Genomic DNA, 25,814 nt, shown 5'->3' on the forward strand with positions numbered 1-25,814 from the left:
TGTAGCAAAGTCTGCTTTTCATTAGTACAAGCTGTCGTTACCATAGATTTGTTTCTTTCAGGCTCTTTCAACTATCACAGTGCAGGCTTTTGACATATATGCTGAAAAGATCCGCTTCTAGAACTCGAATAAATCATCGTCGACACGATAAACCATACCGTGGGGAGCTTGACCATAACAAACATCCCTTCGACTCAAACAACAAGGTATCTCTATGACTCATCAACTGTCCCTGCAAATACCCGTTACTGTCGAGACAGTCGACTGTCTCGCTCAGTTGGTTGACTATTCATTGATGAATACGCTTAACCGCGATCCTTACGCAACAGTAAATGGCGACGACCATGCGCCGCGGCAAGTGTTTTCAGGCCATTATGTCCCCGTAAAACCGACACCGATTGAACATCCTGAATACATAGCACACAGCAGCCGCTTTTTTAGTGAGTTGGGTTTTGCCGATAGCATGGCGCAGTCTGCCGACTTTATGCGCTTATTCTCTGGTGATCTGTCAAACGTCCCCGAGCCAATGAGTAAAGTGGGGTGGGCGTGTGGTTATGCCTTGTCTATTTACGGCACCGAATACATTCAACAATGCCCATTTAGAACCGGTAATGGCTACGGCGACGGCCGAGCGGTGTCGGTGGTTGAAGCGCTTATCAATGGTAAGCGTTGGGAGATGCAGCTTAAAGGCGGTGGTCGTACGCCTTATTGCCGTGGAGCCGATGGCCGCGCGGTATTGCGCTCGAGTGTGCGTGAGTTTTTAGCACAAGAACACATGCACGCGCTGGGTGTGCCCACGTCGCGCTCGCTCAGTTTATATGTGTCTAAATCCGAAACGGTGCAGCGGCCTTGGTACTCTGAGGGTTCGCGTGAGCAAGATCCTGACCGAATGATCACCGAAGCCGTGGCGATTTCGACTCGTGTAGCACCGTCATTTATTCGGGTAGGGCAGCTTGAGCTTTTTGGTCGCCGTGCTCGCAAACATGAATATCCCCAAGCGATGGCAGAGCTTGAACAGTTGGTGCTGCATTTAATTGATCGTGAATACGCTGATGTTATCGACCCGCAACTTTGCCTGCGCGATAAAGTACTCAAGCTTGCAAGTGAATTCCGTAATCGTTTAACGTCACTGGTAGCTAACTGGGTTCGCGTGGGTTATTGCCAGGGTAACTTTAATAGTGATAATTGCGCCGCCGGTGGCTTTACCCTAGATTACGGCCCGTTTGGTTTTTGTGATGTGTTTAACCCACAATATCAACCATGGACCGGCGGCGGGCAGCACTTTGCCTTTTTAAATCAAGACGCCGCGGCTGAGCGAAACTACTTGATGTTTTGTACCGCATTAAGTCCATTGCTAGCAAATGAAGCTGATGGTTTAGATGAGCTTCAACAATTGGTTAATGACTTTTCTACCAAGATGCAAACCCAAATGGAGCAGATGTGGGCGAGCAAGCTTGGGCTTAACTCGTTTGATGCCGCGCTATTTAATGAGCTTGAAACATTGATGCAGCAAACACCAGTGGATTACACCCTGTTTTTCCGTGAGCTTTCATCGTTACCTGATGATATTGGCCCACTGGCAAAAAGCTTTTATCGAGATTTATCGCAAACACCAAAAGGGTTGGAACAACGTTGGGTGGCGTGGCTAGCACAGTGGCAGTCGCTGCTCGGTAAAGAAGCCAATAGCGATGCCTCTAGCGATGAAACTAGCGAATTGACTCGCAACCGTGACGAAATCGTTAAGCAGATGAAACAGGTTAACCCTAAGTATAGCTTGCGCGAGTGGTTGTTGGTGCCGGCATATCAACAAGCGAGCCAGGGGGATTATACCTTGCTGCGCGAATTACAGGCGGTGATGACCAATCCTTATGCTGAGCAATCTCAAGAGGTTGAGGACAAATACTATCGCCTTAAGGCATCTGAATATTTTGGGGTCGGTGGCTGTTCGCACTTGAGCTGCTCGTCATAAAGTTTAGTTAACGATTTAGTTAACGATTTAGTATCGACGACAAACTCGATTGGTGAATTGATAAATAACAGTAGGAAGGCTTAAGGCGTTGCCTTCCAAAATTCATCTAAACTGCCACAATCTGTTTTTCCATAAAGGATATCACCATAGTCAAACTGCCTGGTATAGAGTTCAAACATTGAAAAATGTTCTATCCAAACAACGACTCCGTCTTTAATACCGTAAGAATAAGACGGTCTGTTGTAGGTTAATACGTTGGTATCGATTACAGAATGAGTTTGCTCAGGCTGACCTAATACGGCGAGTATATGTGTTTCTGTGTCGCCGAGTTGAATGGTGCTTGCTAGCTCGTAGCGATTCGTAATGGTTTTCTGCTCATTTTCATTCTTTCCAGTCATTTCATCATGAATCATAAAAGGTGCAGCGACGAGCAGTGCGGGTGAATACACAATGAGCGTTAAGGTATTGGCTATCACTGTATTGACTGGCGTTTTGTCTGTGGTTGCTTTTGGATGATTAACGCGAAAATTAAGCCCCTTACTTAATTGGTCTTTTGATTTTATCCAATCATGGTAGGGTGTTATCCCTGCACTTAGCCAGTGTTTTCTTTTGGTTTTAAACAGCGTTCTGCAGGAGAATAAGTCACGAACATCGTCATCTAACATGACTGATTGTAATGTGTCGTCTTTAAAGTAAAGACCGATGTTGACGTTGGTGTTGACATTGATTGCTTCAATATAAGAGTAAGTACTCTGGCCTTCTATAACATCAAATGCATGAATGCGTGGGTAAGTTATCAGTTTGAGGACATCTTGCTTCGATTTACCTAAAAAAAGTTTTTTAAGAATACGCTCTTGCGCTGAAACGTACTGTTCATCGGGTATATGTTCTATTGGCTGTTGGGTACTACAACCAGTGAGTAATACCGTGATCATCATTACCATTCGTAGCATCGAGTTTTCTCACTTTCGAAGAATGTAGCAGTATTATATTGATCCGTGGGCAATGTAAATAACCTGAGCTCGGGATAATAAATGCCTTTCAAACAGTCCTTTGCCCTGCTCACTGCGTTGAATCGACTTACAATAGGCTAGCTATTGACGCGTCAATTCGCCTTGTTAGCAGAACAAATGACAAGCTTGAAAGTGAGAATGGGTAACATGTTGATTTTAAATAGTATAAGTTCATCCCTTATCCCGAGCTCAGGTTAAATAACCTAAGTTCCAAATCTTAAAACCCAATGCTCTGTGCATAATAAAACGACAATTGATATTAGCTGTTTATGGCTAAATGTTAATGTTTAGCCATTAAAGGCTAAATTTATCGATAGGGCTTGGGTTATCAATTGCTATTAGCCAAAAAAGGCTAAATTTGCATTATTAGCCGAAAGTGGCTAAATTAGTGTCAGTCTGCAAACAAAGGAGCGTTATGTGGAGCCTACCTATAAGCCTATCGCGGTAATTGTCGGCGATGTTGTTGACTCAACCAAGCTTACATCAACTCAATTTGAGCATCTGCTTGAACGGATTAAATCTATCCAGACATGGATAAGTAAAGGGCATAGCGCCAATGCGCACAGTATTGAGCGCGGAGATGAGTTTCAGTCAGTGGTGCATGATATTGAAAATGCGTTGAGATACACCATTGTCTACCGCATTGGCATAAAAGCGCTGGGTAAAGCCTTTGATAGCCGCATTAGTTTTGCCATTGCTGCGCATGCTGAGCTGCGTGAGTCGGTGTCGGAGTCAATGGGGCCTGCCTTTGTGCTTTCTGGCCGAGGGCTTAATGGCCTTAAGCATGACCGATTATTGTTCAGCTCAGATAACGTAGCATTGGCAGAGTATTTTGACTTGTTGGTTAAGTACCTTGATAAACAACTGACCGAACTAACCGCGCGTCAATGTGAAGTCATGCTGCCCATGCTGCAAGCACGTGAAGACTTATCAATTAGCGAGCTTGCAGAAAAGCTTGATATCGCGACGGCTACTACCAGTAAATCACTTAAAGCATCAGGTTGGCCATTGATTAATGAGCTTAATTGTCGGTTTGTCGACAAAGTTGCGGGGCTCAACTATGACTGATTTTTTCGGCGTGCTTATTCCATTTTTATTGATCCACATTATCTGTGATTTTTATCTTCAGCCTGACAGCTGGATCGAAGCTAAACAAGCGCACACTTATCGTTCGTCAAAGTTGTACTTACACTCGGTGTTACATGGGGTAGGGTTAATACTGCCAGCGTTGGTGCTAAACATTGATTGGCGTTCAACGCTTTGCCTCGTTGTGATTGTTGCCGTGACGCATTTTGTGATCGATTTATGGAAGGTGACCACTTCCAAGGGCAATAATGTAGCCTACTTTGTGATTGATCAGGCTTTGCATGTGTTGGTACTGGCAGCGATTGCGTTTCATGTCACCGATGGGGTATCGATTGATGCCGTGTTGCAGCATGAACATTTCTCTAATGGCGTGTTAGTGGTGTGTGCTTATTTGCTGATCCTTAAGCCTACATCCATTGTAATAAGTGCTGTGTTAAACAAATATCCCATCGTTAACCCTGCGGACTATACCGAAGCAAAAACAGAAGCAAAAACAGAAGCAAAAACAGAAGCTGATATTCAAGCGGTAACGGATACTCAAGCTGAAATGGATACTCAAACCGTCACGAACAGTGCTGCGGCGCCTGTTATCTCTGTTAGCCCTGCTAAAGATGAGTCGACGAATGTCAGTGGTTTAGTTGCCGGTGGCGAGTTGATTGGTTACCTAGAACGATTATTAATACTGACGTTTGCGCTGGTGGGCAGCTATGCCGCTGTGGGGGTTGTATTAGCCGCTAAGTCGATATTCAGATTTGGTGAGTTAAATCAATCAGCTAACCGTAGCATGACAGAGTATGTATTGATTGGCTCATTACTGTCGGTGGTGATCACAACCCTAATAGGGGCGATAGTGTCATTGGGTTTAGGTGTAAAACTGAAATAAATAACCTCAGCCTGACGCTATTGTGATGGCAAAAAAAAAATCATAAAAAAAAGCCTCTAAAACGATAGAGGCTCGATAATCTTATGCAGATTAAAAGCGATACCTATAATCAGCGTTTATCTCCATTCCCATAACAGATAAACGCTGAGTATAGTCACCAAGCATTGTGTAGACAGTTGATTATATTCAATTAAGCGTTACTGTAATTTCAATTAAGTTTTTCTCAATCAAGATTAAATTCAGCCCTAAATACAATCAAACAATGCCAAAGCGTTGTACCCGCTAGATTAACATCAGTGTGAATAAGTCCATTTAGCAAGATTGTTAAAAAGGGGGAAGTCACTGACGTTACCCTTAAATTGATTTTGCAAAATTGATGAAAAAGTCACAATCATAAAAGCACTATCTGCGACATTGTGTCGCAGGCATCGTTGACGTGAGGTTAAAAATCGCACTATTTATGTCATTGTTGTTGATCTATTCACCATAAAAATGAAAAAGTCTGTCGCGATATTTGCTAAATAAGCACTACATTTTATAAGGGTATAAGCATACATTGTTGACTCGATAATAAGTCGTTAGCCATTAACTTGGGTGAAAACAGTTTGCTAAGTTAATGAGTATTAACGCGTTTGGGGAACATACTATCTTATGAAAATAGCGCTATTTATTCCGTGTTTAGTTAATCAAATGATGCCAGAAGTGGCCATCGCGACTCTGCAAGTGTTGGAGAAGCTGGGGCATGAAGTGGTTTTTCCGCAAGGGCAAACCTGTTGTGGCCAACCCATGACCAATTCGGGTTGTTTTACTGAAGCCAAAAAAACCACGCTTAAGTTGCTTAACGCCTTTAAAGGCGTTGAATGTGACGCCATTGTTTGCCCTGCTGCGAGTTGCCTGGTTGCAGCCAAAGAAAACTTTCATGAGTTTGACAGCAGCCAAGAGGCTCAAGATGTGATTAATAAACTCTATGAGTTGACCGAGTTTTTACATGATATTGCGCCAATTGAAGGCTTTGCACGACCAATAAACAAAAAAATCAGCCTGCAAATGAGCTGTCACGGCATCCGTATGCTCAACTTGGCCACACCAACAGAGGAAATGGGTAAGCAGCGTTTTAATAAAGTCGAGGCCGTATTAGGCAAGATTGCAGGGCTTGAGATTGTTTATCCGGCGCGTATTGATGAATGCTGTGGCTTTGGCGGAACCTTTGCGGTTGATGAGGGCGCTGTGTCGGCCAAAATGGGTAAAGATAAAGCGCAGGCTCACGCCGCAACGGGGGCTAAATATGCTGTAGGTTTTGACCCATCTTGCTTATTGCATTTAGACGGCATGATCCGCCGTCAATTATTGGCCATTGAAACCCGCCATATTGCCCAAATCATTAACGATGCCCTCTAGGAGACACCATGACTGAATTATATTCTGCATCTGGCTCAAAGGTGCATTCACATAAAGCGGATATATTTTGCCGTGACGAAACCCGCGTCGATTGGCACTCAAAAGCCTTATGGTTACTGCGTGAAAAGCGTGACCGTGCTGCGGCGAGTATTCCAGAGTGGGAGCAATTAAGACAACTTGGCTCAGAGCTTAAGCTGCATACCTTAACTCACCTAACAGATTACTTGCAGCAATTTGAACAACAATGTCAAGCCAATGGCATTGTGGTGCATTGGGCCAAAGATGGCCAAGAGCATAACCAAATTGTATTAAATATATTGGCAAAGCATCAGGTTAAACGTTTAGTTAAATCTAAATCGATGCTTACCGAAGAATGCCACATGAACCCATTTTTAGAACAGCATGGTATTGAAGTTGTAGATACCGATTTGGGTGAACGGATCATTCAGTTAGCTAAGATGCCGCCATCGCACATTGTGGTGCCTGCCATCCACATGAAAAAACAAGAAGTGGGTGAGTTGTTTCATCAACAATTGGGCACTAAAAAGGGTGAATCAGACCCATTGTATTTAACCCGTGCTGCCCGCGCCCATTTAAGAGAGAAGTTTTTAACGGCTGATGCAGCAATGACTGGCGTTAACATGGCCATTGCAGATCAAGGCGCTGTTGTGGTGTGTACCAACGAAGGCAATGCCGATATGGGTGCTAACTTGCCTAAACTGCAACTGCATTCTATGGGTATCGACAAAGTGGTGCCAAATATGGATGCCGCTGGTGTATTGCTGCGTACTTTAGCTCGTAATGCGACAGGGCAACCAGTAACCACCTATTCATCATTTTACCGTGGTCCGCAACAGGGCGGTGAGATGCACGTGATCATTGTTGATAATGGCCGTACTGAAATGATGAAGGATAAAATTTTAGCCGAATCATTGAAGTGTATCCGCTGCGGTGGTTGTTTAAACACCTGTCCGGTATATCGTCGCTCTGGTGGTTACAGCTATAACTACACCATCCCAGGGCCAATTGGTATTGCAGTTGGGGCGCAGCATGACGACACAAACTCAATTCCGTGGGCCTGCACTCTATGTGGCAGTTGTACTTATGTATGCCCAACTAAGGTGCCATTAGACAAAATAATTGCTCATCACCGTCGTTTAAAAGCAGAAGCTAAGACTTTACCTTATGGCAAAAGCGGTTATATGCCTTTGGTTGGTCGATTTATGGCAAATGAAGCCATGATGAATACGTCAATGTCTGCGGCAAGGCTGGCTTTGCGTGTGTTACCTGGCAGTTTACTTAAGCCATTTAGTGGTGCTTGGGGTAAATATCGCGAGTTGCCTGTTGCGCCAGAGTCAAGCTTTGCTACTTGGTATGCTAAAAATCGGAGTCGTTAATATGTCGAGCAAAAACAGTATTTTATCAGCGTTAAAACAGTCAGCATTAACCGCTCATCCGATGCCAATAATCGATATAGAGGTGACACCACAGCCTTTAGTTGACACCTTTGCAGCCAGCCTCGCTACTGTTGCGGGAGAGTTACATCAACAAGGCGGTTTGGCGGCATTACAAGCCAAAGTCGATGAATTAATGGCGCAAGGTTTACAAGTCTTGTCATTGGTTGAGGGGGTTAGCGGTAATCGTCAAGTACCGAATACGGCTCATGAATTGGCAGATATTGATTATGCCATTTTAGCGGGGGAGTTAGGTGTTGCTGAAAACGGCGCTATTTGGGTGAGCCAAACGCAGCACCGGGTGACGCCATTTATTTGTGAGAACTTGATTTTAGCCTTACCTAAAAAGGCGCTGGTGGCCAATATGCACCAAGCTGTGAATCAAGTGTCTTTAGCACAAGGAGAATTAGGTGTGTTTGTAGCAGGCCCATCTAAAACGGCAGATATTGAACAAGCACTGGTTGTAGGGGCGCACGGTGCATGCAGCCTTCAGGTGTATTTGTATTAGTGTTATCCGAAGGTAAATAGGTGCAAGGCTGGCTCATGTTAGGTTACTAACATAAGCCAGCTTAGATAAGTGCTTTGCATCTGTTTTCGAGCAAAAGCGTGTTAGCTAGTTTCTCGTCGCCCCAACTCTCACGTCGACCCAACTGACACATCGACCAGACTCACACGTCGACCTAACTGACTCGTCTACCAGACTCACACATCGACCAAACTCACACGTCGTCCTAACTGACTCGTCGTCCCGGCAATGCTTTTGAGCCGGGGTCCATGTGTTTGCTTCTACTTTTGTACTTATGGCCTGCTGCCACACCAGATCAAGAGTGGTTGAGACTATCTAACTAAATAAAACTAGGGTGTGAGGTGGCGATACTCAATGAAATCACTTCTATGACACGCGGTAAACCCATCCCTGGGCGCTCTGCGAAAACATCCATGTTTTCGAAGGTCATAGCCGCGATTACATCCGCCGTATGGTTATCTTCGATTTAACCTCTTTGTAATTGAACGATCTAACACATTTTTGGATGGAAGCCTATTAGCTACTTTCTCGTCGTCCTAACTCTAATATCGACCTAACTCACACGTCGTCCCGGCAATGCTTTTGAGCCGGGATCCAGGTGTTTACTTCTACTTTTGTACTTATGGCCTGCTGCCACACCAGATCAAGAGTGGTTGAGACTATCTAACTCAAACAAAACTAGGGTGTGAGGCAACGATACTCAATGAAATCACTTCTATGACACGCGGTAAACCCATCCCTAGGCGCTCTGCGAAAACATCCATGTTTTCGAAGGTCATAGCCGCGATTACATCCGCCGTATGGGTATCTTCGATTCAACCTTATTTGTAATTGGAAGATCTAACGCATTTAAGGAGCTAAATTAGCTTAAGGGACAAGTGTTGAACTGTTTTTATAAACGTTTACTCTGATTCCACTAAATTTATGCTCGATTTCTCAGCAATACTTCAAGCTCTTTAGTGTGCTTCTTCATATTACTAAGCTCTTCCTGCATTTGAATTTTGATCGTTTCAGCGGTTTCATTGGGCAAAAAATGATTATTCCCATCATTACAAGCATTCAGTTTCTGCTGGCTAACTGAGGCGGCCGTACCGTAAGAGTTTATAAGAGCAGTTAATGCACTAATTTTTGTTTGAATGACTTGTTCAACACCTGATTTTTTAAGTTCGCCTTTTAATTGCTCTAATTCGTCTTTTTGAATACTAACTGAGTATATTAGCCAGATAACTGCAAACAATGCGATAATAACACCAGCAGTTCCACTGAGATAACTACCAAACGCTCCCCAGTCATCTGATTTTTGGGAAAGCTCTCCACTAAACGAAAAGTAATATAAAGCTGAGGCTATTACTAAAACGCCAACTACGATTATGATTGATAATAACCATTTCCAATTCTTTCGTATCCACATTATCTAAACTTAACCTCCGAGAACATGAAGTTTTAGTATTTATGCATTTCGCTGTTTGCAAGGCATAAATCGCTTGTTGTACTTGGCCCATGCCACATCCAAATTAATCGGTAACTTTTACTAAACATAAGATGCTATAGGAATTTACTTTTTTACGGTAGTGGTATTTTGTACAAACTTTCGTCTAATTATCTGTTCTGATTACACCTTTTATGGTGGGATTGATGATGTTTAATCTTTTTTATTGATCGATTATTGCCTTGTGCCTGGTACACCTTACAGACACGAAATGGTACAAAAGCTTGGTAACTACTTTCTCATCGACCCAACTCACACGTCGTCCCGGCAATGCTTTTGAGCCGGGATCCAGGTGTTTGTACTTTTTATGGTCTGCTGCCACACTAGATCAAAAGTGGTTGAGACTATCTAACTAAACAAAACTAGGGAGTGAGGTAACGATACTCAATGAAATCACTTCTATGACACGCGGTAAACCCATCCCTAGGCGCTCTGCGAAAACATCCATGTTTTCGAAGGTCATAGCCGCGATTACATCCGCCGTATGGGTATCTTAGATTCAACATTATCTGTCATTGAACGATCTAAGGTATTTAGAGACAAAGCTTGTTAGCTAGTTTTTCGTCTTCCTAACTCTAATATCGACCTAACTCACACGTCGTCCCGGCAATGCTTTTGAGCCGGGATCCAGGTGTTTGTACTTTTTATGGGCTGCTGCCACACCAGATCAAGAGTGGTTGAGACTATCTAACTAAACAAAACTAGGGAGGGAGGCAACGATACTAATGAAATCACTTCTATGACACGCGGTAAACCCATCCATGGGCTATGACATTCGCTGTATGGGTATCTTCGAGTTAGCCTTGTTTGTTATTCAAAGATCTAACGCATTTTTTGACACATCTCTTTTATGCCAGGGCGTTAAAATAGATCAAAAATACTGGCACAGCGCTTTTGAATAAATTCAATAAACAGTTTTACTTTTAAGGGTTGTTGTCGGCGCTGATGATATAAAATACTGATCCTGCGATGCTCTCCAGCCCAGTCTGGTAATACTCTAACCAATTCGCCTTGCTCAAGTTGCGGCTTAACAAACAATGCAGGACCATACATAATCCCACCATCTGCCACCGTGGCTTTAACGGCGGCATGAATATCGCCTAAGGTCAGTTTTGCTGGGCCGTCATAGTAAAATTCTTGACCGTTTTTATGTTTAAGGCTCCAATTAAACAGTGGCCATACTTTAATCAAAGGGAACTGAATTAATTGCTGTGGATGACGTAACTCGGTCAACTTTTCGGCAAATGTGGCAGAGGCGTATAACCCATAATCCAGCACACCTAGTGATGTCGATACCCACGACGAGTCGGGTTGAGCACCACCGACAATGGCAATATCAACACCTTCATCAATCAAATCAATCGTGCTGTTATTTTGCGTCACATGCAGCTGTATATGTGGATGTAACTTAGAAAAATCATTTATCGCATCAATCAGGATCATCGACGTAATCGAGATGGGAGTACAGATCCGTAAAGTCGACTGTTGCTCATTAATATGGGTTGCAGATAACTGGTCAAATTGCGCAACGAGTTGATGGTAACGGTCAAACAGCGCGCCGCCTTCTTCTGTTAAGCGTAATTTGCGTGTGCTGCGCATGATCAGCTGAGTATTCAGATTACGTTCTAATTTGCTGATCTTTCGGCTCACCGTCGCGACGGGTAATTGTAATGCAGTTGCGGCAGGCGAAAAACCACCGGCATTAACCACATGAATGAATAAATGAATCAGCTCTAATTGTGGGCCTGATGGCTGGGTCATGCGCATTCCTTGTCGTGTAGCTAGGTTGATCTGTGAGGCACGATATTGGTCGTCATTTTAGCATGCATTGCTTATTAGAGATGCAAGCCAAACACCGGTTAAGCGTTTATCTCATCATTAAATGCACTTTGTCGACAATAAGTAGCCTTTTATGGTTGTTTTATGTTAAAAACTTGCTATATTGTCGACAACTTGGTGTTAATTATTCTATTTCTATGTTCAAGGTATTATGATGAACCAACCAATAACCGCAGCTGACAAGACCTTTATTGCACTTCGTGACGATATCGTCGAAGGTCGTATTGAAGCCGGTTCAAAGTTAAGCGAGACTGAATTGTCGACAAAGTATGCGGTCAGTCGCGCGGTGATCCGAGAAGCGATTAATCGCTTGGAGTCTTGCCATATTGTAGAGCGTAAAGCCAATGTGGGTGCTCGGGTAGTGGCGTTGTCGCCGCAAGGGTTAATTGAATTGTATCAAGTGCGCGAATCGCTTGAAGGCATGGCCGCACGGTTAGCGGCAACCAATATGACAGATGATGAAATTGCCGACTTAAGTGCTTTACTGCAATCTCATTTTAATGAGGTCAAAGGCGGTGAGTCATATTATCAAGAAGCCGGTGATGTGGACTTTCATTATCGAATTATTTTAGGTAGTAAAAACAAGCACCTAATTTCAATGTTATTTGATGGTATTTACCATTTAGTGCGCATGTATCGCGTACAACTTGGCATGGCGGGGCCGCGTGTGACCACCGCTTATGATGAACACAAGCACATTGTTCAGGCCATTTTAAATCGTGACGCGGAACTGGCTGAAATGCTAATGCGTCGCCACATTTTATATTCTAAAAACAGTATAGAACGCAAATTATCATAATCGCATATAGCTGACGTAAAGCGTCACTCACGACATTATATAAAGGGGAATAGCATGAGCGCAGGGAAAAAATTTCGTCAAGCCTTAGCCAATAACAAACCATTGCAAATTGTGGGCACCATTAATGCCTACTCAGCAATGATGGCTAAACAAATTGGTCATCAAGCTATTTATTTATCAGGTGGCGGTGTGGCTAATGCGTCATACGGTTTACCAGACCTTGGCATGACATCACTTAATGATGTGCTAGTAGATGTACAACGTATTACCTCTGCCTGTGACTTACCTTTATTGGTCGATATTGATACCGGTTGGGGCGGGGCGTTTAACATTGCAAAAACCGTGCGCGATATGGAAAAAGCCGGTGCAGCCGCGGTGCACATGGAAGATCAAGTGGCGCAAAAGCGTTGTGGTCATCGCCCAAATAAAGAGATTGTGCCCGTTGAAGAAATGGTCGACCGCATTAAAGCGGCGGTTGATGCACGTACCGATCCAGACTTTTTTATTATGGCGCGTACCGATGCATTTGCTCAAGAAGGCTTAGACGCTGCGATTGAACGTGCTAAAGCGTACGTAGCCGCCGGTGCCGACGGTATTTTTGCTGAAGCGATTAAAACCGAAGAACATTACCGTGCATTTTCACAAGCGTTAGATGTGCCTATTTTGGCTAACATCACAGAGTTTGGCCAAACCGAATTATGGAATAAACAGCAGTTAGGCGAGTGGGGCGCAGCCATGGTGTTGTACCCATTAAGCGCATTTAGAGCCATGAATAAAGCGGCTGAAATGGTTTACAGCGCCATATTAACCGACGGTGACCAAAAAGCGGTAGTCGACAAAATGCAAACGCGCATGGAGCTTTATGATTACCTGGGTTATCACGACTATGAGCAAAAGTTAGACAGTTTATTTGCTCAAGGCAAAAACAAATAAGCGTATAAATATAAACAACAAGACTCAAACCCTACACATGTGTGTCCTTGATGGGGGCACACAGCAAGCAATAAGAAGGAAGATAAATCATGGTAGACAAGAAATTATCGGGCGCTGGATTACGTGGTCAAAGTGCTGGCGAAACAAAATTATGTACCGTAGGTAAATCAGGTTCTGGCTTAACCTATTGTGGCTACGATGTGTCAGACTTGGCAGATAACGCCACCTTTGAAGAAGTTGCTTACTTATTATTTAATGGCGAATTACCGACATCTGCCCAGCTTAGCGCATATAAAGCAGAGCTTACCGCGCAGCGTGATTTACCCGATGCATTAAAAGCGGTACTTAAACTGATCCCCGCTGATGCTCACCCAATGGATGTGATGCGCACGGGTTGCTCATTTTTAGGTAATCTTGAGCCAGAAGTGGATTTTACTCAGCAAAACAAAGCCGCTAATCGTTTACTTGCCGCATTCCCGGCCATTATGTGTTACTGGTATCGCTACAGCCATGATGGCGTAGAAATTGATTGCACCACAGACGAAGACTCATTAGGTGGCCATTTCCTTAAATTACTGCGCGGCGAAACGCCTTCTGATCAACATCGTAAAGTGATGGACGTGTCGTTGATTTTGTATGCAGAGCATGAATTTAACGCCTCAACCTTTACTGCGCGCGTGTGTGCATCAACCTTGTCTGATATGTATTCGTGTGTGACTGGCGCGATTGGTTCATTGCGTGGCCCATTACACGGCGGTGCTAACGAAGCCGCCATGGACATGATCCAAAAGTTCAGTTCACCAGCCGATGCCAAAGTACAAATGGCCGCAATGCTTGAGCGTAAAGAAAAAATCATGGGCTTTGGACATGCGATTTATAGCGTGTCTGATCCACGTAATGTGATCATTAAAGCCTGGTCTGAAAAACTAGCCCATGAACATGGCGATACTTCGTTATACGACATCTCTGTCGCGTGTGAAGAGTTTATGTGGGACACCAAAAAGCTGTTCTGTAACGCAGACTTTTTCCATGCCTCGGCTTATCACTTTATGGGCATTCCAACCAAACTGTTCACCCCAATCTTTGTTTGTTCACGCTTAACCGGTTGGGCTGCACACGTAATGGAGCAGCGCTCAAATAACCGCATTATTCGCCCAAGTGCTGATTATGTGGGTAGCGAGCCTCGTAAAGTTGTGCCAATTAGCCAACGTTAATCCACTGGCCGAGCATATTGGCTCGGCTTTTTCGATTTTGATAGTCGATCACCCAATTTGTATTAACCGTGGATGTTGTTATGAATACTCAATACCGTAAATCTTTACCCGGCACCAAGCTCGATTATTTTGATACTCAAGAAGCGGTTAACGCCATTGAGCCAGGTGCTTATGCCAAATTGCCGTACTGCTCACGTGTGTTTGCCGAGAACTTAGTACGCCGTTGTTCACCTGATATGCTCGTTGACTCGCTAAAGCAGTTAATTGAACGCAAACGCGATTTAGATTTTCCGTGGTTTCCAGCGCGTGTAGTGTGTCACGACATTTTAGGCCAAACCGCATTGGTTGACTTAGCCGGCCTACGAGACGCCATTGCTGAAAAAGGCGGCGACCCGTCAAAAGTAAATCCAGTCGTGCCGACACAATTGATTGTTGATCACTCACTTGCAGTTGAACATGCTGGTTTTGAAAAAGACGCGTTTGAAAAAAATCGCGCCATTGAAGACCGCCGCAATGAAGACCGTTTTCATTTTATTAACTGGACAAAAACGGCGTTCAAAAACGTTGATGTTATCCAACCGGGTAACGGCATTATGCATCAAATCAACCTAGAGAAAATGTCACCAGTGGTTCATGCCCTCAATGGCGTGGCATTTCCAGACACTTTAGTCGGCACCGACAGCCATACTCCGCATGTTGATGCGTTAGGTGTTATCGCCATTGGTGTGGGCGGGTTAGAAGCTGAAAGCGTGATGTTAGGCCGCGCATCGTATATGCGTTTGCCAGACATTGTAGGCGTTGAAATTACCGGCAAACCACAACCAGGTATTACCGCGACCGACATCGTACTTGCGTTAACAGAGTACCTGCGCGCTCAAAAAGTGGTGTCGTCGTATTTAGAGTTTTTTGGCGAAGGTACAACCCATTTAACCTTGGGTGACCGTGCAACTATTACCAACATGACCCCAGAATACGGCGCAACTGCCGCGATGTTTTATATCGATAAACAAACTATTGATTATTTAACACTCACTGGCCGTGATGATGAGCAGGTTAAGCTAGTTGAAACTTACGCTAAGCAAGCGGGTTTATGGGCTGATACCTTAACTGAAGTGGAATATGAGCGCGTGTTGCATTTCGACCTATCTACCGTTGGGCGTAACATTGCTGGGCCATCAAATCCGCACAACCGGGTGCCAACCTCTGAGCTTGCAGCTCGTGGTATTAGTGGCGTGGTTGAAAACGAGCCAGGTAAAATGCCAGACGGCGCGGTGATTATTGCTGCTATTACTAGCTGTACTAATACCAGTAACCCACGCAACATGATTGCTGCTGGCTTATTAGCCCGTAATGCCAATGCCCGTGGTTTATTGCGTAAACCCTGGGTGAAGTCGTCACTGGCCCCTGGCTCAAAAGCGGTGCAATTGTATTTAGAAGAAGCAGGCTTATTACCCGAGCTTGAAAACTTAGGCTTTGGCATTGTGGCGTTTGCCTGTACTACCTGTAATGGCATGAGCGGCGCGTTAGATCCTGTTATTCAGCAAGAAGTGATAGACCGTGATTTATACGCCACCGCAGTGTTGTCGGGTAACCGTAACTTTGATGGTCGTATTCATCCATATGCCAAGCAAGCGTTTTTAGCCTCACCGCCATTGGTCATTGCCTATGCCATTGCCGGTACCATTCGTTTTGATATTGAAAAAGATATCCTAGGTATCGATAAAGATGGCAACCCTGTCACCTTAAAAGACATTTGGCCGACCGATGAAGAAATCGATGCAGTGATTAAAACCAGCGTTAAACCAGAGCAGTTCCGCAAAGTGTATGAGCCTATGTTCGACATAAAAGTTGAATATGGCAGCCACGTTAATCCGCAATATGACTGGCGGCCACAAAGTACCTATATTCGTCGCCCACCTTATTGGGAAGGCGCATTAGCCGGTGAGCGCACCATGAAGGGAATGCGTCCGTTAGCGGTATTAGGCGACAACATTACTACAGATCATTTATCGCCTTCGAACGCGATTATGCTAGACAGCGCTGCTGGTGCTTATTTAGCTAAAATGGGCTTACCGGAAGAAGATTTTAACTCGTATGCAACACACCGTGGCGATCACTTAACCGCGCAGCGTGCCACGTTTGCTAACCCTAAATTGTATAACGAAATGGTCCAAGAAGACGGCAACGTGCGCCAGGGTTCGTTAGCCCGTATTGAGCCAGAAGGACAAGTGATCCGCATGTGGGAAGCCATTGAAACCTACATGGAGCGTAAGCAACCACTGATCATTATTGCTGGAGCTGATTATGGTCAAGGTTCATCACGTGATTGGGCAGCAAAAGGCGTACGTCTTGCTGGTGTTGAAGTGATAGTCGCAGAAGGTTTTGAGCGAATTCACCGTACCAATTTAGTCGGAATGGGCGTATTACCACTTGAGTTTATTAAAGGTGAAAACCGTCATACCTATGAGATTAACGGCACAGAAACCTTTGATGTCGTTGGTACTCCAAAACCAGGAGCCATGTTGTCTGTTGTAATGACGCGTCTTGATGAAGAGCAAGTGACAATTCCGGTTAAGTGCCGCTTAGATACAGCTGAAGAGTGTTCTATCTATGAGGCCGGTGGGGTATTACAACGTTTTGCTCAAGACTTTTTAGCCAACGAAGCGGCTAGCTAGTTCTTAATCGCTATATCGGCAGCCAGGCTGCCGATTTCTTATTTTTTGTAGGATGTTGTTATGGCTCATTTACCACAAATTAGAATTCCCGCCACTTATATGCGTGGCGGCACCAGTAAAGGGGTATTTTTTAACCTAACTGATCTGCCTCAAGCCGCTCAGATTGCTGGTCCTGAGCGTGATGCCTTGTTGTTGCGAGTCATTGGCAGCCCAGATCCCTATGGCAAACACACCGATGGCATGGGCGGAGCAACGTCAAGCACCAGTAAAACGGTGATTTTATCAAAAAGCACTCAAGCCGATCACGATGTGGATTATCTGTTTGGACAAGTTGCCATCGATAAGCCTTTTATTGATTGGAGTGGCAATTGCGGCAACTTAACAGCCGCAGTTGGCTCATTTGCGATAAGTAATGGCCTGATTGACCCAAACCGTGTGCCACAAAATGGCACTGCCGTGGTGCGAATTTGGCAAGCCAATATTCAAAAAACCATTATCGCCCATGTGCCGATCACCGACGGTGAAGTGCAAGAAACTGGCGATTTTGAACTCGATGGCGTGACCTTTCCGGCCGCAGAAGTGCAAGTTGAGTTTTTAGATCCCGCTGACGGCGAAGGCGCGATGTTCCCAACGGGGAATGTCGTTGATGTGCTCGAGGTACCAGGCGTGGGTAGCTTTAACGCCACCTTGATTAATGCAGGTATTCCCACCATTTTTGTTAATGCAGCAGATATCAATTATGTGGGCACTGAACTACAAGATGACATTAATAATGATGACAAAGCGTTAGCCATGTTTGAAACCATCCGTGCTTATGGCGCGGTTAAAATGGGTTTAATAAAACACATTGATGAAGCCGGAGCGCGTCAACATACGCCTAAAGTGGCGTTTGTCGCACCGGCAAAAGAATATGTATCATCAAGTGGTAAAGCAGTGGCCATGGCTGATATTGACCTCGTGGTACGAGCATTGTCTATGGGCAAGCTCCATCATGCCATGATGGGTACGGCAGCAGTGGCTATTGGTACTGCCGCCGCCATTCCTGGCACCTTAGTGAATTTAGCCGCTGGCGGTGGAGAGCGCAGTGCCGTGCGCTTTGGTCATCCTTCTGGAACGCTTCGTGTTGGTGCTGAAGCGCAATTAATTGATGGCCAATGGCAGGTGAAAAAAGCCATTATGAGCCGCAGTGCTAGGGTGTTAATGGAAGGCAAGGTAAGAGTTCCAAGCAAACGTTAAACATTCCTGATTTCCCCCAAAAACAAAACCTTGGTAATACCGAGGTTTTTTTATTTTATTTATACAAACAGAAAAAAATATTTTCAGGCATTAAGTTAAAAAATAATCTTATTAATCAAAATTTTATAGCTTTATTTTGCAATCGATTAAAAATGTGATAAACATCAAAAAACGCTTGATTCAATAGTAAAATTAGTATGTTATATGCAGAATTTACAGACATTATTTATCAAAATTTCTAGGGTAACTAAAAGGAATAACACAGCAGTTAACCGATAATGTTATAACAACCTTTGCTGGTTTAGGTTACAAAATAATAAGCCAGACATATATTACAGTTCACGTATTATCGTGAAGCACATTGCATAGAATTTAGGTGCAATGTATTAAAAGAAGGAAATCAAATATGGTTGAACACATTACAGGTATGCTGGCGTTAATCGGTGTTCTGTCGCTTTTGTGTCAATGGGTGGGCTGGAAATTACGTTTACCAGCCATTTTACCGCTTTTATTGTGTGGTTTATTGTTAGGCCCAGGTCTTGGAATACTCGATCCTGATGCTATTTTTGGCGATTTATTATTCCCGATTATTTCGTTAGGGGTTGCGGTTATTCTTTTTGAAGGTGCGCTAACCCTTAACTTTAAAGAAATTAAAGACCATGGCCGTATGGTTACCAACTTAGTCAGTGTTGGTGCATTAGTGACTTGGTTGGTCATTGTGCCCGCAGCGCACTTTTTAATGGGCTTTGAGTGGAGTATCGCCGCATTATTTGGCGCGTTAGTCGTGGTAACCGGCCCAACCGTAATTGTGCCTATGTTACGTTCAGTGCAACCAAAATCTAATCTAGCCAGTATTCTGCGCTGGGAAGGTATTGTCATTGACCCAATTGGCGCCTTAATGGCGGTTTTAGTGTTTGAATACATTGCCGTGTCTAACGATCCAACCACTCATGTACTTCATGCATTAGGGTTAACGTTAGCAATTGGTTTTGGTTTAGGCGCAGCAGTGGGCTATTTTGTTGGTATTGCCATCCGTAATAACGTTTTCCCGCATTATTTACGTAATACTGCGGTATTAACCATTATGTTAGGGGTGTTTGTTGGTTCTAACTTATTACAGCATGAATCGGGATTATTGACTGTAACTGTTATGGGGATCTTACTTGCTAACATGCGCGGTGTAGATATTGCCGACATTTTAGAATTTAAAGAAACCTTAACCGTATTGCTGATCTCTGCATTGTTCATTTTACTTGCTGCCCGTTTAGATTCTGGTGCTATGCTCGATCTTGGGTTTGGTGGCATTGCAGTTTTATTGGTGGTGATGTTTGTTGCTAGACCGCTCAGCATTTGGATTTCGGGACTTGGAACCAATTTATCTTCTAAAGATAAGTGGTTTTTAAGTTGGGTTGCTCCAAGGGGTATTGTTGCCGCTGCCATTTCATCTTTATTTGCGATTAAGCTTGAAGCCGTCGGTCTTGAAGGCGCGAGTTCAATTGTGCCTTTAGTGTTTTTAGTGATTATTGGTACGGTTGTTATTCAGAGTTTAACCGCTGGCCGTTGGGCAAAATATCTTGGCGTTAAAGAAGGATCAAACCAAGGGTTATTGATTTTTGGTGCGTCTAAGTTTTCACGTGAGTTGGCATCAATTTTAATTTCTCGAAACATTAAAGTGGTGTTAGCTGATAATAACTGGGACAGCATTCGCCAGGCGCGAATGGAAAATATTCCAGTTTATTTTGGTAACCCAGCGTCTGAACATGCTGAAACCTATATGGACTTAAGTGGAGTAGGGCGCGTACTTGTGATGTCACCTTATCGTCAATTAAATCCATTAGTGACCTTCTATTTCCAGGATTTACTGGGTGTAGAGAAAGTTTACGGCTTGAATAATGCAGACAGCGGCAGTGCTCGTCATCAATTGTCAGAGTCTTATTTAAAGCGTTTGTGTTTGTTTGGTGAAAATATTTCCTATGCCAAAATTGCCAGCTTAATGGCAAAAGGTGCAGTGTTAAAAGTAACTAACATTACCGAAAACTTCACTTATGAACACTTTAAAAAGCGTTATGGCGAAACTGCAATGCCGCTAGTGTACTTAACCAAAGACGGTAAAGTAAAAGTGTTGGCAGGTGCAGCGCCATTTGAATACCCTGTTGGTATTGAACTTATTAGTTTATTGCCGCAAGAGGCGCAAGAGCAGGCCGTTATTCAGCGCGCGTTAGATGAAGAAGCCGAGCGTAAAGCGAAAGCATTAGCCGAAGAAGAAGCTAAAGCCGCAGCCGAAGCGCGAGCTATTCGCGAAGCTGAAGAAGCTGAGCAACGTGCAATTGAAAAAGCCCGTCGCAAAGAAGAAGAACTTGCACAGTTTGAAGAGCAAGAAAAAGCGCGCTTACTTGCAGAAGAAGAGGCTGCATTAGTGAAAAAAGAAGCCGCTGAACTAGCTAAAGAGCAAGCGATAAAAGAACAGGCGAAAAAAGCATCTGCAGCACTTGCCGTTGACGCAACCCCTATTGAAGAAGTTGCTGATAATACTGACAAGGTATCGTCTGACGATGAGGCCAAGCCTGACACCGTGGTTGAGCCTAAAACGGTTTAACACTGTGAGACGTTAACAACAAAAAAGGCCTAGCATAAATGCTAGGCCTTTTTATTTAACTACGTGATTGCGTGGTTAATGTCAGTTAATTACGCTCAATGGTAGATTAGGCTAACGTAGCCAGTACCACTTCATGGTGATCTTTGGTTTTAAATTTGTTTAATACATGGCTAATTTTGCCATCTGTACCTACAACAAAACTTAAACGATGAATTCCATCATATATTTTTCCCATAAATTTCTTCTCTCCCCATACGCCAAACCCATCAGCCACAGCGTGGTCTTCATCACTTAATAGGTTGAAATTAAGGGCTTGCTTTTCAGCAAATTTGGCTAATTTAGCCACTGGATCTGGGCTGATCCCAAATACGGTAACGTTTAACCCGTCAAGCTGTGCTTTAATATCTCGCAGGCCTTGGGCTTGCACAGTGCAACCTGGTGTTGAAGCTTTTGGGTAAAAATAAACTAAAACAGGCCCATGAGTGAGCGCTTGTTGTAACGATACGGTTTCGCCTGATTGATTTTGTAAACTAAAATTAGGTGCTGTATCACCAACGTTAAGTGTATTCATGATGGGTCCTTATCAAAAGATGTGCGAGTAATACGAAAAATAGCCAACATAGGTTCAAACTCATACTCAATGTATATTTTGGCTTTTAAGGGGTCGCAATGCCCTGCATACGCTTAATTGTGCATTCAAGAGACAAAGACTCTGCCAATTCATGAATACCTTGCTCAAGCTGTAATAAATCGACTTTATCAGGAATATTTATCGCTAATAAAATGGATTGCGTTTTAAGGTGGTCATTATCGTCTGCATGAGAGCGAACTGCGGCCAAATCTAACCCACGCTCTGCTAGAAACTGGGTAATACTTTTCATTGTTCCGCGTTGGTCTTCACCGTTAAATAGCACTTCAATACGCGAAATAAAGTTTTTAGGTGTGTGTTTTGACGTGCGTTTCATTACCGTCATTAGTTCTAGCTCGACACTGAGACTGGGTAATAAACTTTCTATTTTGGTAATGGCTGCCCATGAGCCAGATATCATCATGATTAAGGTAAATTCATTACCAAATAGTGCCATACGACTGTCGACAATATCGCAATCACATTCACTTGCTAAACGCGCTAAACGACTGACTAAACCAGGGCGATCTGCGCCCATTGCCGTAACGACCAGGTAGTTGGCCATGGATTTTCCTCACTGTCGATATCTTTGAGCTAAAACGCTTATCATTGCATTGCGTTTTGTGCGGGTGCTAATGCTAACATTTATCAGCAAATTACCTCAAGATTCTATCCTATATCGGTCACATTAATGTGATTATTTTTTAGTTGCTCAAGGCGAAAAAATGCTAGCTTATGCCAATCACACATGCCTAAATGACTTATTTCAACTAATGCTTGCCGTAGTGCTTGTCATTAGTGGTTGGCATCAGTAACATAGCGAATCCTGAAACCTTGGGGAAGATAGATGATAAACGGAAGCATCGTAGCCTTAATCACACCAATGAATAGTGATGGCACAATAGATTACGCAAGTTTAGAAAGGCTTGTCGAGTTTCATATCGAACAGGGCACAGATGCCATCGTTGCAGTGGGTACGACTGGTGAGTCGGCTACCTTACCAATGAAAGAGCATGCTGCTGTTGTGGCTCAAACCGTTAAATTTGCCTCAGGTCGAATTCCTGTTATAGGTGGTAACGGTGCCAACGCGACCGCTGAAGCTGTCGAACTGACTCAATCACTGCAACATACTGGTGTTGCAGCAATGTTAGGTGTTACGCCTTACTATAATAAGCCTACGCCTAAGGGGTTAATCGCTCACTATAAAGCCGTGGCTGCCAGTACTGATATCCCACAAATTTTATATAACGTTCCTGGTAGAACGGCAGTAGACATGAAGCCAGAAACCGTTGCTGAGTTAGTTGGCGTAAGCAACATTATTGGGCTTAAAGAAGCGACGGGCGATGTGAGTCGTGTTGCACGTTTACGTGAATTGTGTGGTGAAGATTTTTTACTGTACAGTGGCGATGATGCTTCCGCCCGTGAGTTTTTATTACTTGGTGGTAATGGCGTTATTTCGGTTGCTAACAATGTGGTGCCTCGCGCGTTTAAAGCCATGTGTGATGCTGCACTTGCAAAAGATGCCCAATTAGCGCTATCGATAGATGAGCCATTAAAGGGCTTATACAGTTCTTTGTTTTGTGAAGCCAATCCTATCCCAGTGAAATGGGCTGTGCATAAGATGGGATTAATCAGCAATGGACATATTCGTCTGCCTTTAACTGAACTTTCTGAGCAGTTTCATGGTCTGTTAATAGAAACAATGAAACAAGCCCAGATAAAGGTGTAATAAATTCATGTTAAAGAAAGTCACTCCGTTACTTCTTGTTGCAGCTGTTTCAGCTTGCAGTACTCCTCTTGATCGTCGTCAAGCCAATGGCAATGACGACTTCATTAATGCTGAAACTACGCCGTTATTGACGATACCAGAAGGGCTAAACACCCCAACGTATAGTAAAGAATATGAAATTCCTGCTGTTGGCACTAAATCTGATAAATCGTTAATTGGTAAAAAACTTGATATTCGTGCACCGCTACAGGTTTTACCTATGGCTGAGGGTACCTATATTGAAGAAAGCACTAATAATATGCGCATTATTATCGACTCGATTGATAATTATGCAGATTTAAAACAAGAGATATTTGATGTTATTAAAGGCTATTTAGCTAAAAATGACATGAAGTTGATTGTTGAAGATTATGCTTCAGGCTTAATCGAAACCGATTGGATTGAGCACACCGAAGTGATCGAATCGAGTTGGTGGGGTGCCGATAAAGTGTATGTGTTGCGTCAGCGTTATGGTTATAACATCGACGTTAAACCTCACGGACGTTCTGGCAGTGTTGAAATAACATTGCTCGATCACGAAGAGCTTTATAACGGCGAAGATCAACAAATTATTCTCAGTGGTGATGATAAACGTCGTTACACCACAGACATGCTCAACAATGCCATTGCTTATATGAGCGTTGAGCGTGACAGAGCTATTCGCGCAGCACAATTAGAAAAGAGCTTAGGTATTAGTGTTGGTTTAGTTAGCGCAAATGGCTCTGATGAGTCTTATTGGTTAGCTGAGGCAAAATACAGTTCAGTTTGGGACCGTTTACGAATAGTGCTACCTGAAATGGGCTTTGATGTTGTTGATATGGATACCAGTAAAGGTCTGTTTTATATTAACTTGGTTGAGAGTGGTGGTTTTTGGAGCTCGTTATGGGGCGAAGAAAAGTTATCGCTTAAAAAAGGCAACTACCGTTTACTGCTAGAAGAAACCGATAACGCAGATCAAACCAAGATTTTATTGCGTGATGTGGAAGATAATCCATTAGACAATGAATCGATTAATAAAGTGAATCAAATTTTGTCTGATTTGATGCAAGAAGACCGTAAATCACGTTAAAGATAAGCGGTAACATTATCTAATTTGAAAAGACGTTCAATTTGAACGTCTTTTTTTTTGGGCTAATTGTCACAATTTGTGTCAAGTGTAAGCTATTTTTAACAAATCAACTTGGTAATATTCGTTTTAATACCAATTACGATTGAAGACTTCCCAGTTTAGCCCAATCTCTGTGACACAATCTTTTTACCCTGTCCTTGCACTCAATGAATGTATTCCATGCACGACAGCATTCCTCAACAATATCATTAAAATCTTTAAAACTACGATTAGCGAGACAATGCTGGCGTAGCCATTGCCAAACCTGTTCAATGGGATTTAGCTCTGGAGAATAGGGTGGCAATTTCAGTATCCAGAGATTATCAAACTCAGCGGCAACGTCTTGCGTATGCCAACCCGCACCATCAAGGATCACTAGCGCATAACGGTCATTTGCAGTGGCTTCTGATATTTGCTTCAAGTGCTGCCTCATTGCATCTTGATTAACAAAAGGCGTAACTAGGGCTTCTGTTGCACCGGTTGCGGGGCAAATTGCGCCAAAAAGATAAGCGTACTCAAATTGTTGTTGCCTCACCGATCTTGGTCGAGAGCCTTTTGGAGCCCAAAGTCTGGTTGTTGTATTTTGTTGGCCAAATCGTGCTTCGTCTTGAAACCAAATATCAACGCGATCAAAAGGAACATGGACTGGGAGTATATCGATCGCTTTATTTTGCAGTTTTTTTAAAGGTTTCTTGAGCCTCATCAGATTGCTTGGGATGCTTAGAACGACTGGTTATCCAACTAAACCCCAGCTTATGCAATAACCAATAAATATGTGAATGGCTATACGAGACATCGTATTTTGAGGTGATAAATTCCTGAATATCCCGTGCGGTTAAGCGGCCACCTTTGGTGGAATGTGCCGCATCCTTAACAAACAGGTACACTTGCTCTTTCTGCTTAGTGGTCAATCGACTCTTTTTACCTATGCGAGGCTTGTCATCTAGACCAGCTAAACCTTGGTTCAAGAAGCTTGATACCCAATCATTAACACTTCGACGGCTGACATTTAAGCGCCTGGCGACTTCTGAGCGATTATTAATTTGCATAAACATCGCAACGGCTAATAAGCGGATCCTCTTATTAGCTTTTTTCTCTTGTTTAGCGTAATTGAGTATTTCTTGGTAGGTTAACGTTTTCATGCATAAACGGGGTTGAATGTTGTGCTGTTATTAGATCACATTTCAATCATAATTGGTA

The 25,814-nt window shown here is 43.5% G+C and carries 20 protein-coding genes; 14 read left to right on the plus strand and 6 right to left on the minus strand.

Features of this window, described 5'->3' with window-relative positions:
* The first annotated feature begins 214 nt into the window (after positions 1–214).
* The gene (locus K8B83_RS11760) at positions 215–1,969 is read left to right on the plus strand and encodes a protein adenylyltransferase SelO (protein WP_223417247.1); all 1,755 of its coding nucleotides are present in this window, start codon (positions 215–217) and stop codon (positions 1,967–1,969) included.
* Between the two features lie 80 nt (positions 1,970–2,049).
* Here K8B83_RS11760 and K8B83_RS11765 read toward each other — a convergent pair whose 3' ends face one another.
* Positions 2,050–2,922, minus strand: coding sequence for a hypothetical protein (locus tag K8B83_RS11765; protein ID WP_223417248.1), 873 nt, complete (start codon positions 2,920–2,922; stop codon positions 2,050–2,052).
* Between the two features lie 477 nt (positions 2,923–3,399).
* Between K8B83_RS11765 and K8B83_RS11770 the strand changes: the two genes are divergently transcribed.
* From K8B83_RS11770 to K8B83_RS11790, 5 genes are all read left to right on the plus strand, one after another.
* Complete coding sequence (locus K8B83_RS11770; protein WP_223417249.1) at positions 3,400–4,050, plus strand: SatD family protein; 651 nt, start codon at positions 3,400–3,402, stop codon at positions 4,048–4,050.
* The gene (locus tag K8B83_RS11775; protein ID WP_223417250.1) at positions 4,043–4,951 is read left to right on the plus strand and encodes a DUF3307 domain-containing protein; all 909 of its coding nucleotides are present in this window, start codon (positions 4,043–4,045) and stop codon (positions 4,949–4,951) included. Before K8B83_RS11770 ends, K8B83_RS11775 begins: the two co-directional genes overlap by 8 nt.
* Positions 4,952–5,602: 651 nt before the next feature.
* On the plus strand, positions 5,603–6,349 hold the full coding sequence (locus tag K8B83_RS11780; protein ID WP_223417251.1) for a (Fe-S)-binding protein: 747 nt from the start codon (positions 5,603–5,605) through the stop codon (positions 6,347–6,349).
* A gap of 8 nt (positions 6,350–6,357) precedes the next feature.
* Positions 6,358–7,746, plus strand: a complete 1,389-nt coding sequence (locus K8B83_RS11785; protein ID WP_223417252.1) for a lactate utilization protein B — start codon at positions 6,358–6,360, stop codon at positions 7,744–7,746.
* A 1-nt stretch (position 7,747) separates the two neighbouring features.
* Positions 7,748–8,311, plus strand: coding sequence for a LutC/YkgG family protein (locus K8B83_RS11790; RefSeq protein ID WP_223417253.1), 564 nt, complete (start codon positions 7,748–7,750; stop codon positions 8,309–8,311).
* 940 nt (positions 8,312–9,251) lie between these two features.
* Here K8B83_RS11790 and K8B83_RS11795 read toward each other — a convergent pair.
* Positions 9,252–9,740, minus strand: coding sequence for a hypothetical protein (locus K8B83_RS11795; RefSeq protein WP_223417254.1), 489 nt, complete (start codon positions 9,738–9,740; stop codon positions 9,252–9,254).
* Positions 9,741–10,679: 939 nt separating this feature from the next.
* On the minus strand, positions 10,680–11,579 hold the full coding sequence (locus tag K8B83_RS11800; protein WP_223417255.1) for a LysR family transcriptional regulator: 900 nt from the start codon (positions 11,577–11,579) through the stop codon (positions 10,680–10,682).
* Between the two features lie 232 nt (positions 11,580–11,811).
* Between K8B83_RS11800 and K8B83_RS11805 the strand changes: the two genes are divergently transcribed.
* From K8B83_RS11805 to K8B83_RS11830, 6 genes are all read left to right on the plus strand, one after another.
* Positions 11,812–12,456 carry a GntR family transcriptional regulator gene (locus K8B83_RS11805; RefSeq protein ID WP_188740173.1) on the plus strand — a complete coding sequence of 215 codons (645 nt, stop codon included), beginning with the start codon at positions 11,812–11,814 and terminating at the stop codon, positions 12,454–12,456.
* Between the two features lie 54 nt (positions 12,457–12,510).
* Positions 12,511–13,389 carry a methylisocitrate lyase gene (gene prpB, locus K8B83_RS11810; RefSeq protein WP_188740174.1) on the plus strand — a complete coding sequence of 293 codons (879 nt, stop codon included), beginning with the start codon at positions 12,511–12,513 and terminating at the stop codon, positions 13,387–13,389.
* An 89-nt stretch (positions 13,390–13,478) separates the two neighbouring features.
* Positions 13,479–14,603 carry a bifunctional 2-methylcitrate synthase/citrate synthase gene (gene prpC / locus K8B83_RS11815; RefSeq protein ID WP_223417257.1) on the plus strand — a complete coding sequence of 375 codons (1,125 nt, stop codon included), beginning with the start codon at positions 13,479–13,481 and terminating at the stop codon, positions 14,601–14,603.
* A gap of 80 nt (positions 14,604–14,683) precedes the next feature.
* On the plus strand, positions 14,684–17,278 hold the full coding sequence (acnD, locus tag K8B83_RS11820; RefSeq protein WP_223417258.1) for a Fe/S-dependent 2-methylisocitrate dehydratase AcnD: 2,595 nt from the start codon (positions 14,684–14,686) through the stop codon (positions 17,276–17,278).
* A gap of 60 nt (positions 17,279–17,338) precedes the next feature.
* Positions 17,339–18,514, plus strand: a complete 1,176-nt coding sequence (gene prpF / locus K8B83_RS11825) for a 2-methylaconitate cis-trans isomerase PrpF (RefSeq protein ID WP_223417259.1) — start codon at positions 17,339–17,341, stop codon at positions 18,512–18,514.
* 406 nt (positions 18,515–18,920) lie between these two features.
* The gene (locus tag K8B83_RS11830; RefSeq protein WP_188740178.1) at positions 18,921–21,110 is read left to right on the plus strand and encodes a cation:proton antiporter domain-containing protein; all 2,190 of its coding nucleotides are present in this window, start codon (positions 18,921–18,923) and stop codon (positions 21,108–21,110) included.
* Between the two features lie 106 nt (positions 21,111–21,216).
* Here K8B83_RS11830 and bcp read toward each other — a convergent pair whose 3' ends face one another.
* Positions 21,217–21,681, minus strand: a complete 465-nt coding sequence (gene bcp, locus K8B83_RS11835; RefSeq protein ID WP_223417260.1) for a thioredoxin-dependent thiol peroxidase — start codon at positions 21,679–21,681, stop codon at positions 21,217–21,219.
* An 85-nt stretch (positions 21,682–21,766) separates the two neighbouring features.
* A complete protein-coding gene (locus K8B83_RS11840) occupies positions 21,767–22,303 on the minus strand; it encodes a glycine cleavage system protein R (RefSeq protein ID WP_188739741.1) in 537 nt (178 codons plus the stop codon).
* A 282-nt stretch (positions 22,304–22,585) separates the two neighbouring features.
* Here K8B83_RS11840 and dapA point away from each other — a divergent pair, with 282 nt between their 5' ends.
* Together dapA and bamC are read left to right on the plus strand one after the other, a co-directional pair.
* Positions 22,586–23,467, plus strand: a complete 882-nt coding sequence (dapA, locus tag K8B83_RS11845; RefSeq protein WP_223417261.1) for a 4-hydroxy-tetrahydrodipicolinate synthase — start codon at positions 22,586–22,588, stop codon at positions 23,465–23,467.
* A gap of 7 nt (positions 23,468–23,474) precedes the next feature.
* Positions 23,475–24,575, plus strand: a complete 1,101-nt coding sequence (gene bamC, locus K8B83_RS11850; protein ID WP_223417262.1) for an outer membrane protein assembly factor BamC — start codon at positions 23,475–23,477, stop codon at positions 24,573–24,575.
* Between the two features lie 136 nt (positions 24,576–24,711).
* Here the strand turns inward: bamC and K8B83_RS11855 are convergent.
* Positions 24,712–25,756, minus strand: a protein-coding gene (locus K8B83_RS11855; protein ID WP_223417263.1) for an IS630 family transposase whose coding sequence is annotated in 2 segments (ribosomal slippage) — positions 24,712–25,291 and positions 25,290–25,756 — 1,047 coding nt in all. Because the reading frame shifts where the segments join, the coding sequence is not laid out codon by codon here.
* Positions 25,757–25,814: the final 58 nt, after the last annotated feature.

Origin of the sequence: Shewanella inventionis (genome assembly GCF_019931735.1) — a bacterium.
GTDB lineage: Bacteria > Pseudomonadota > Gammaproteobacteria > Enterobacterales > Shewanellaceae > Shewanella > Shewanella inventionis.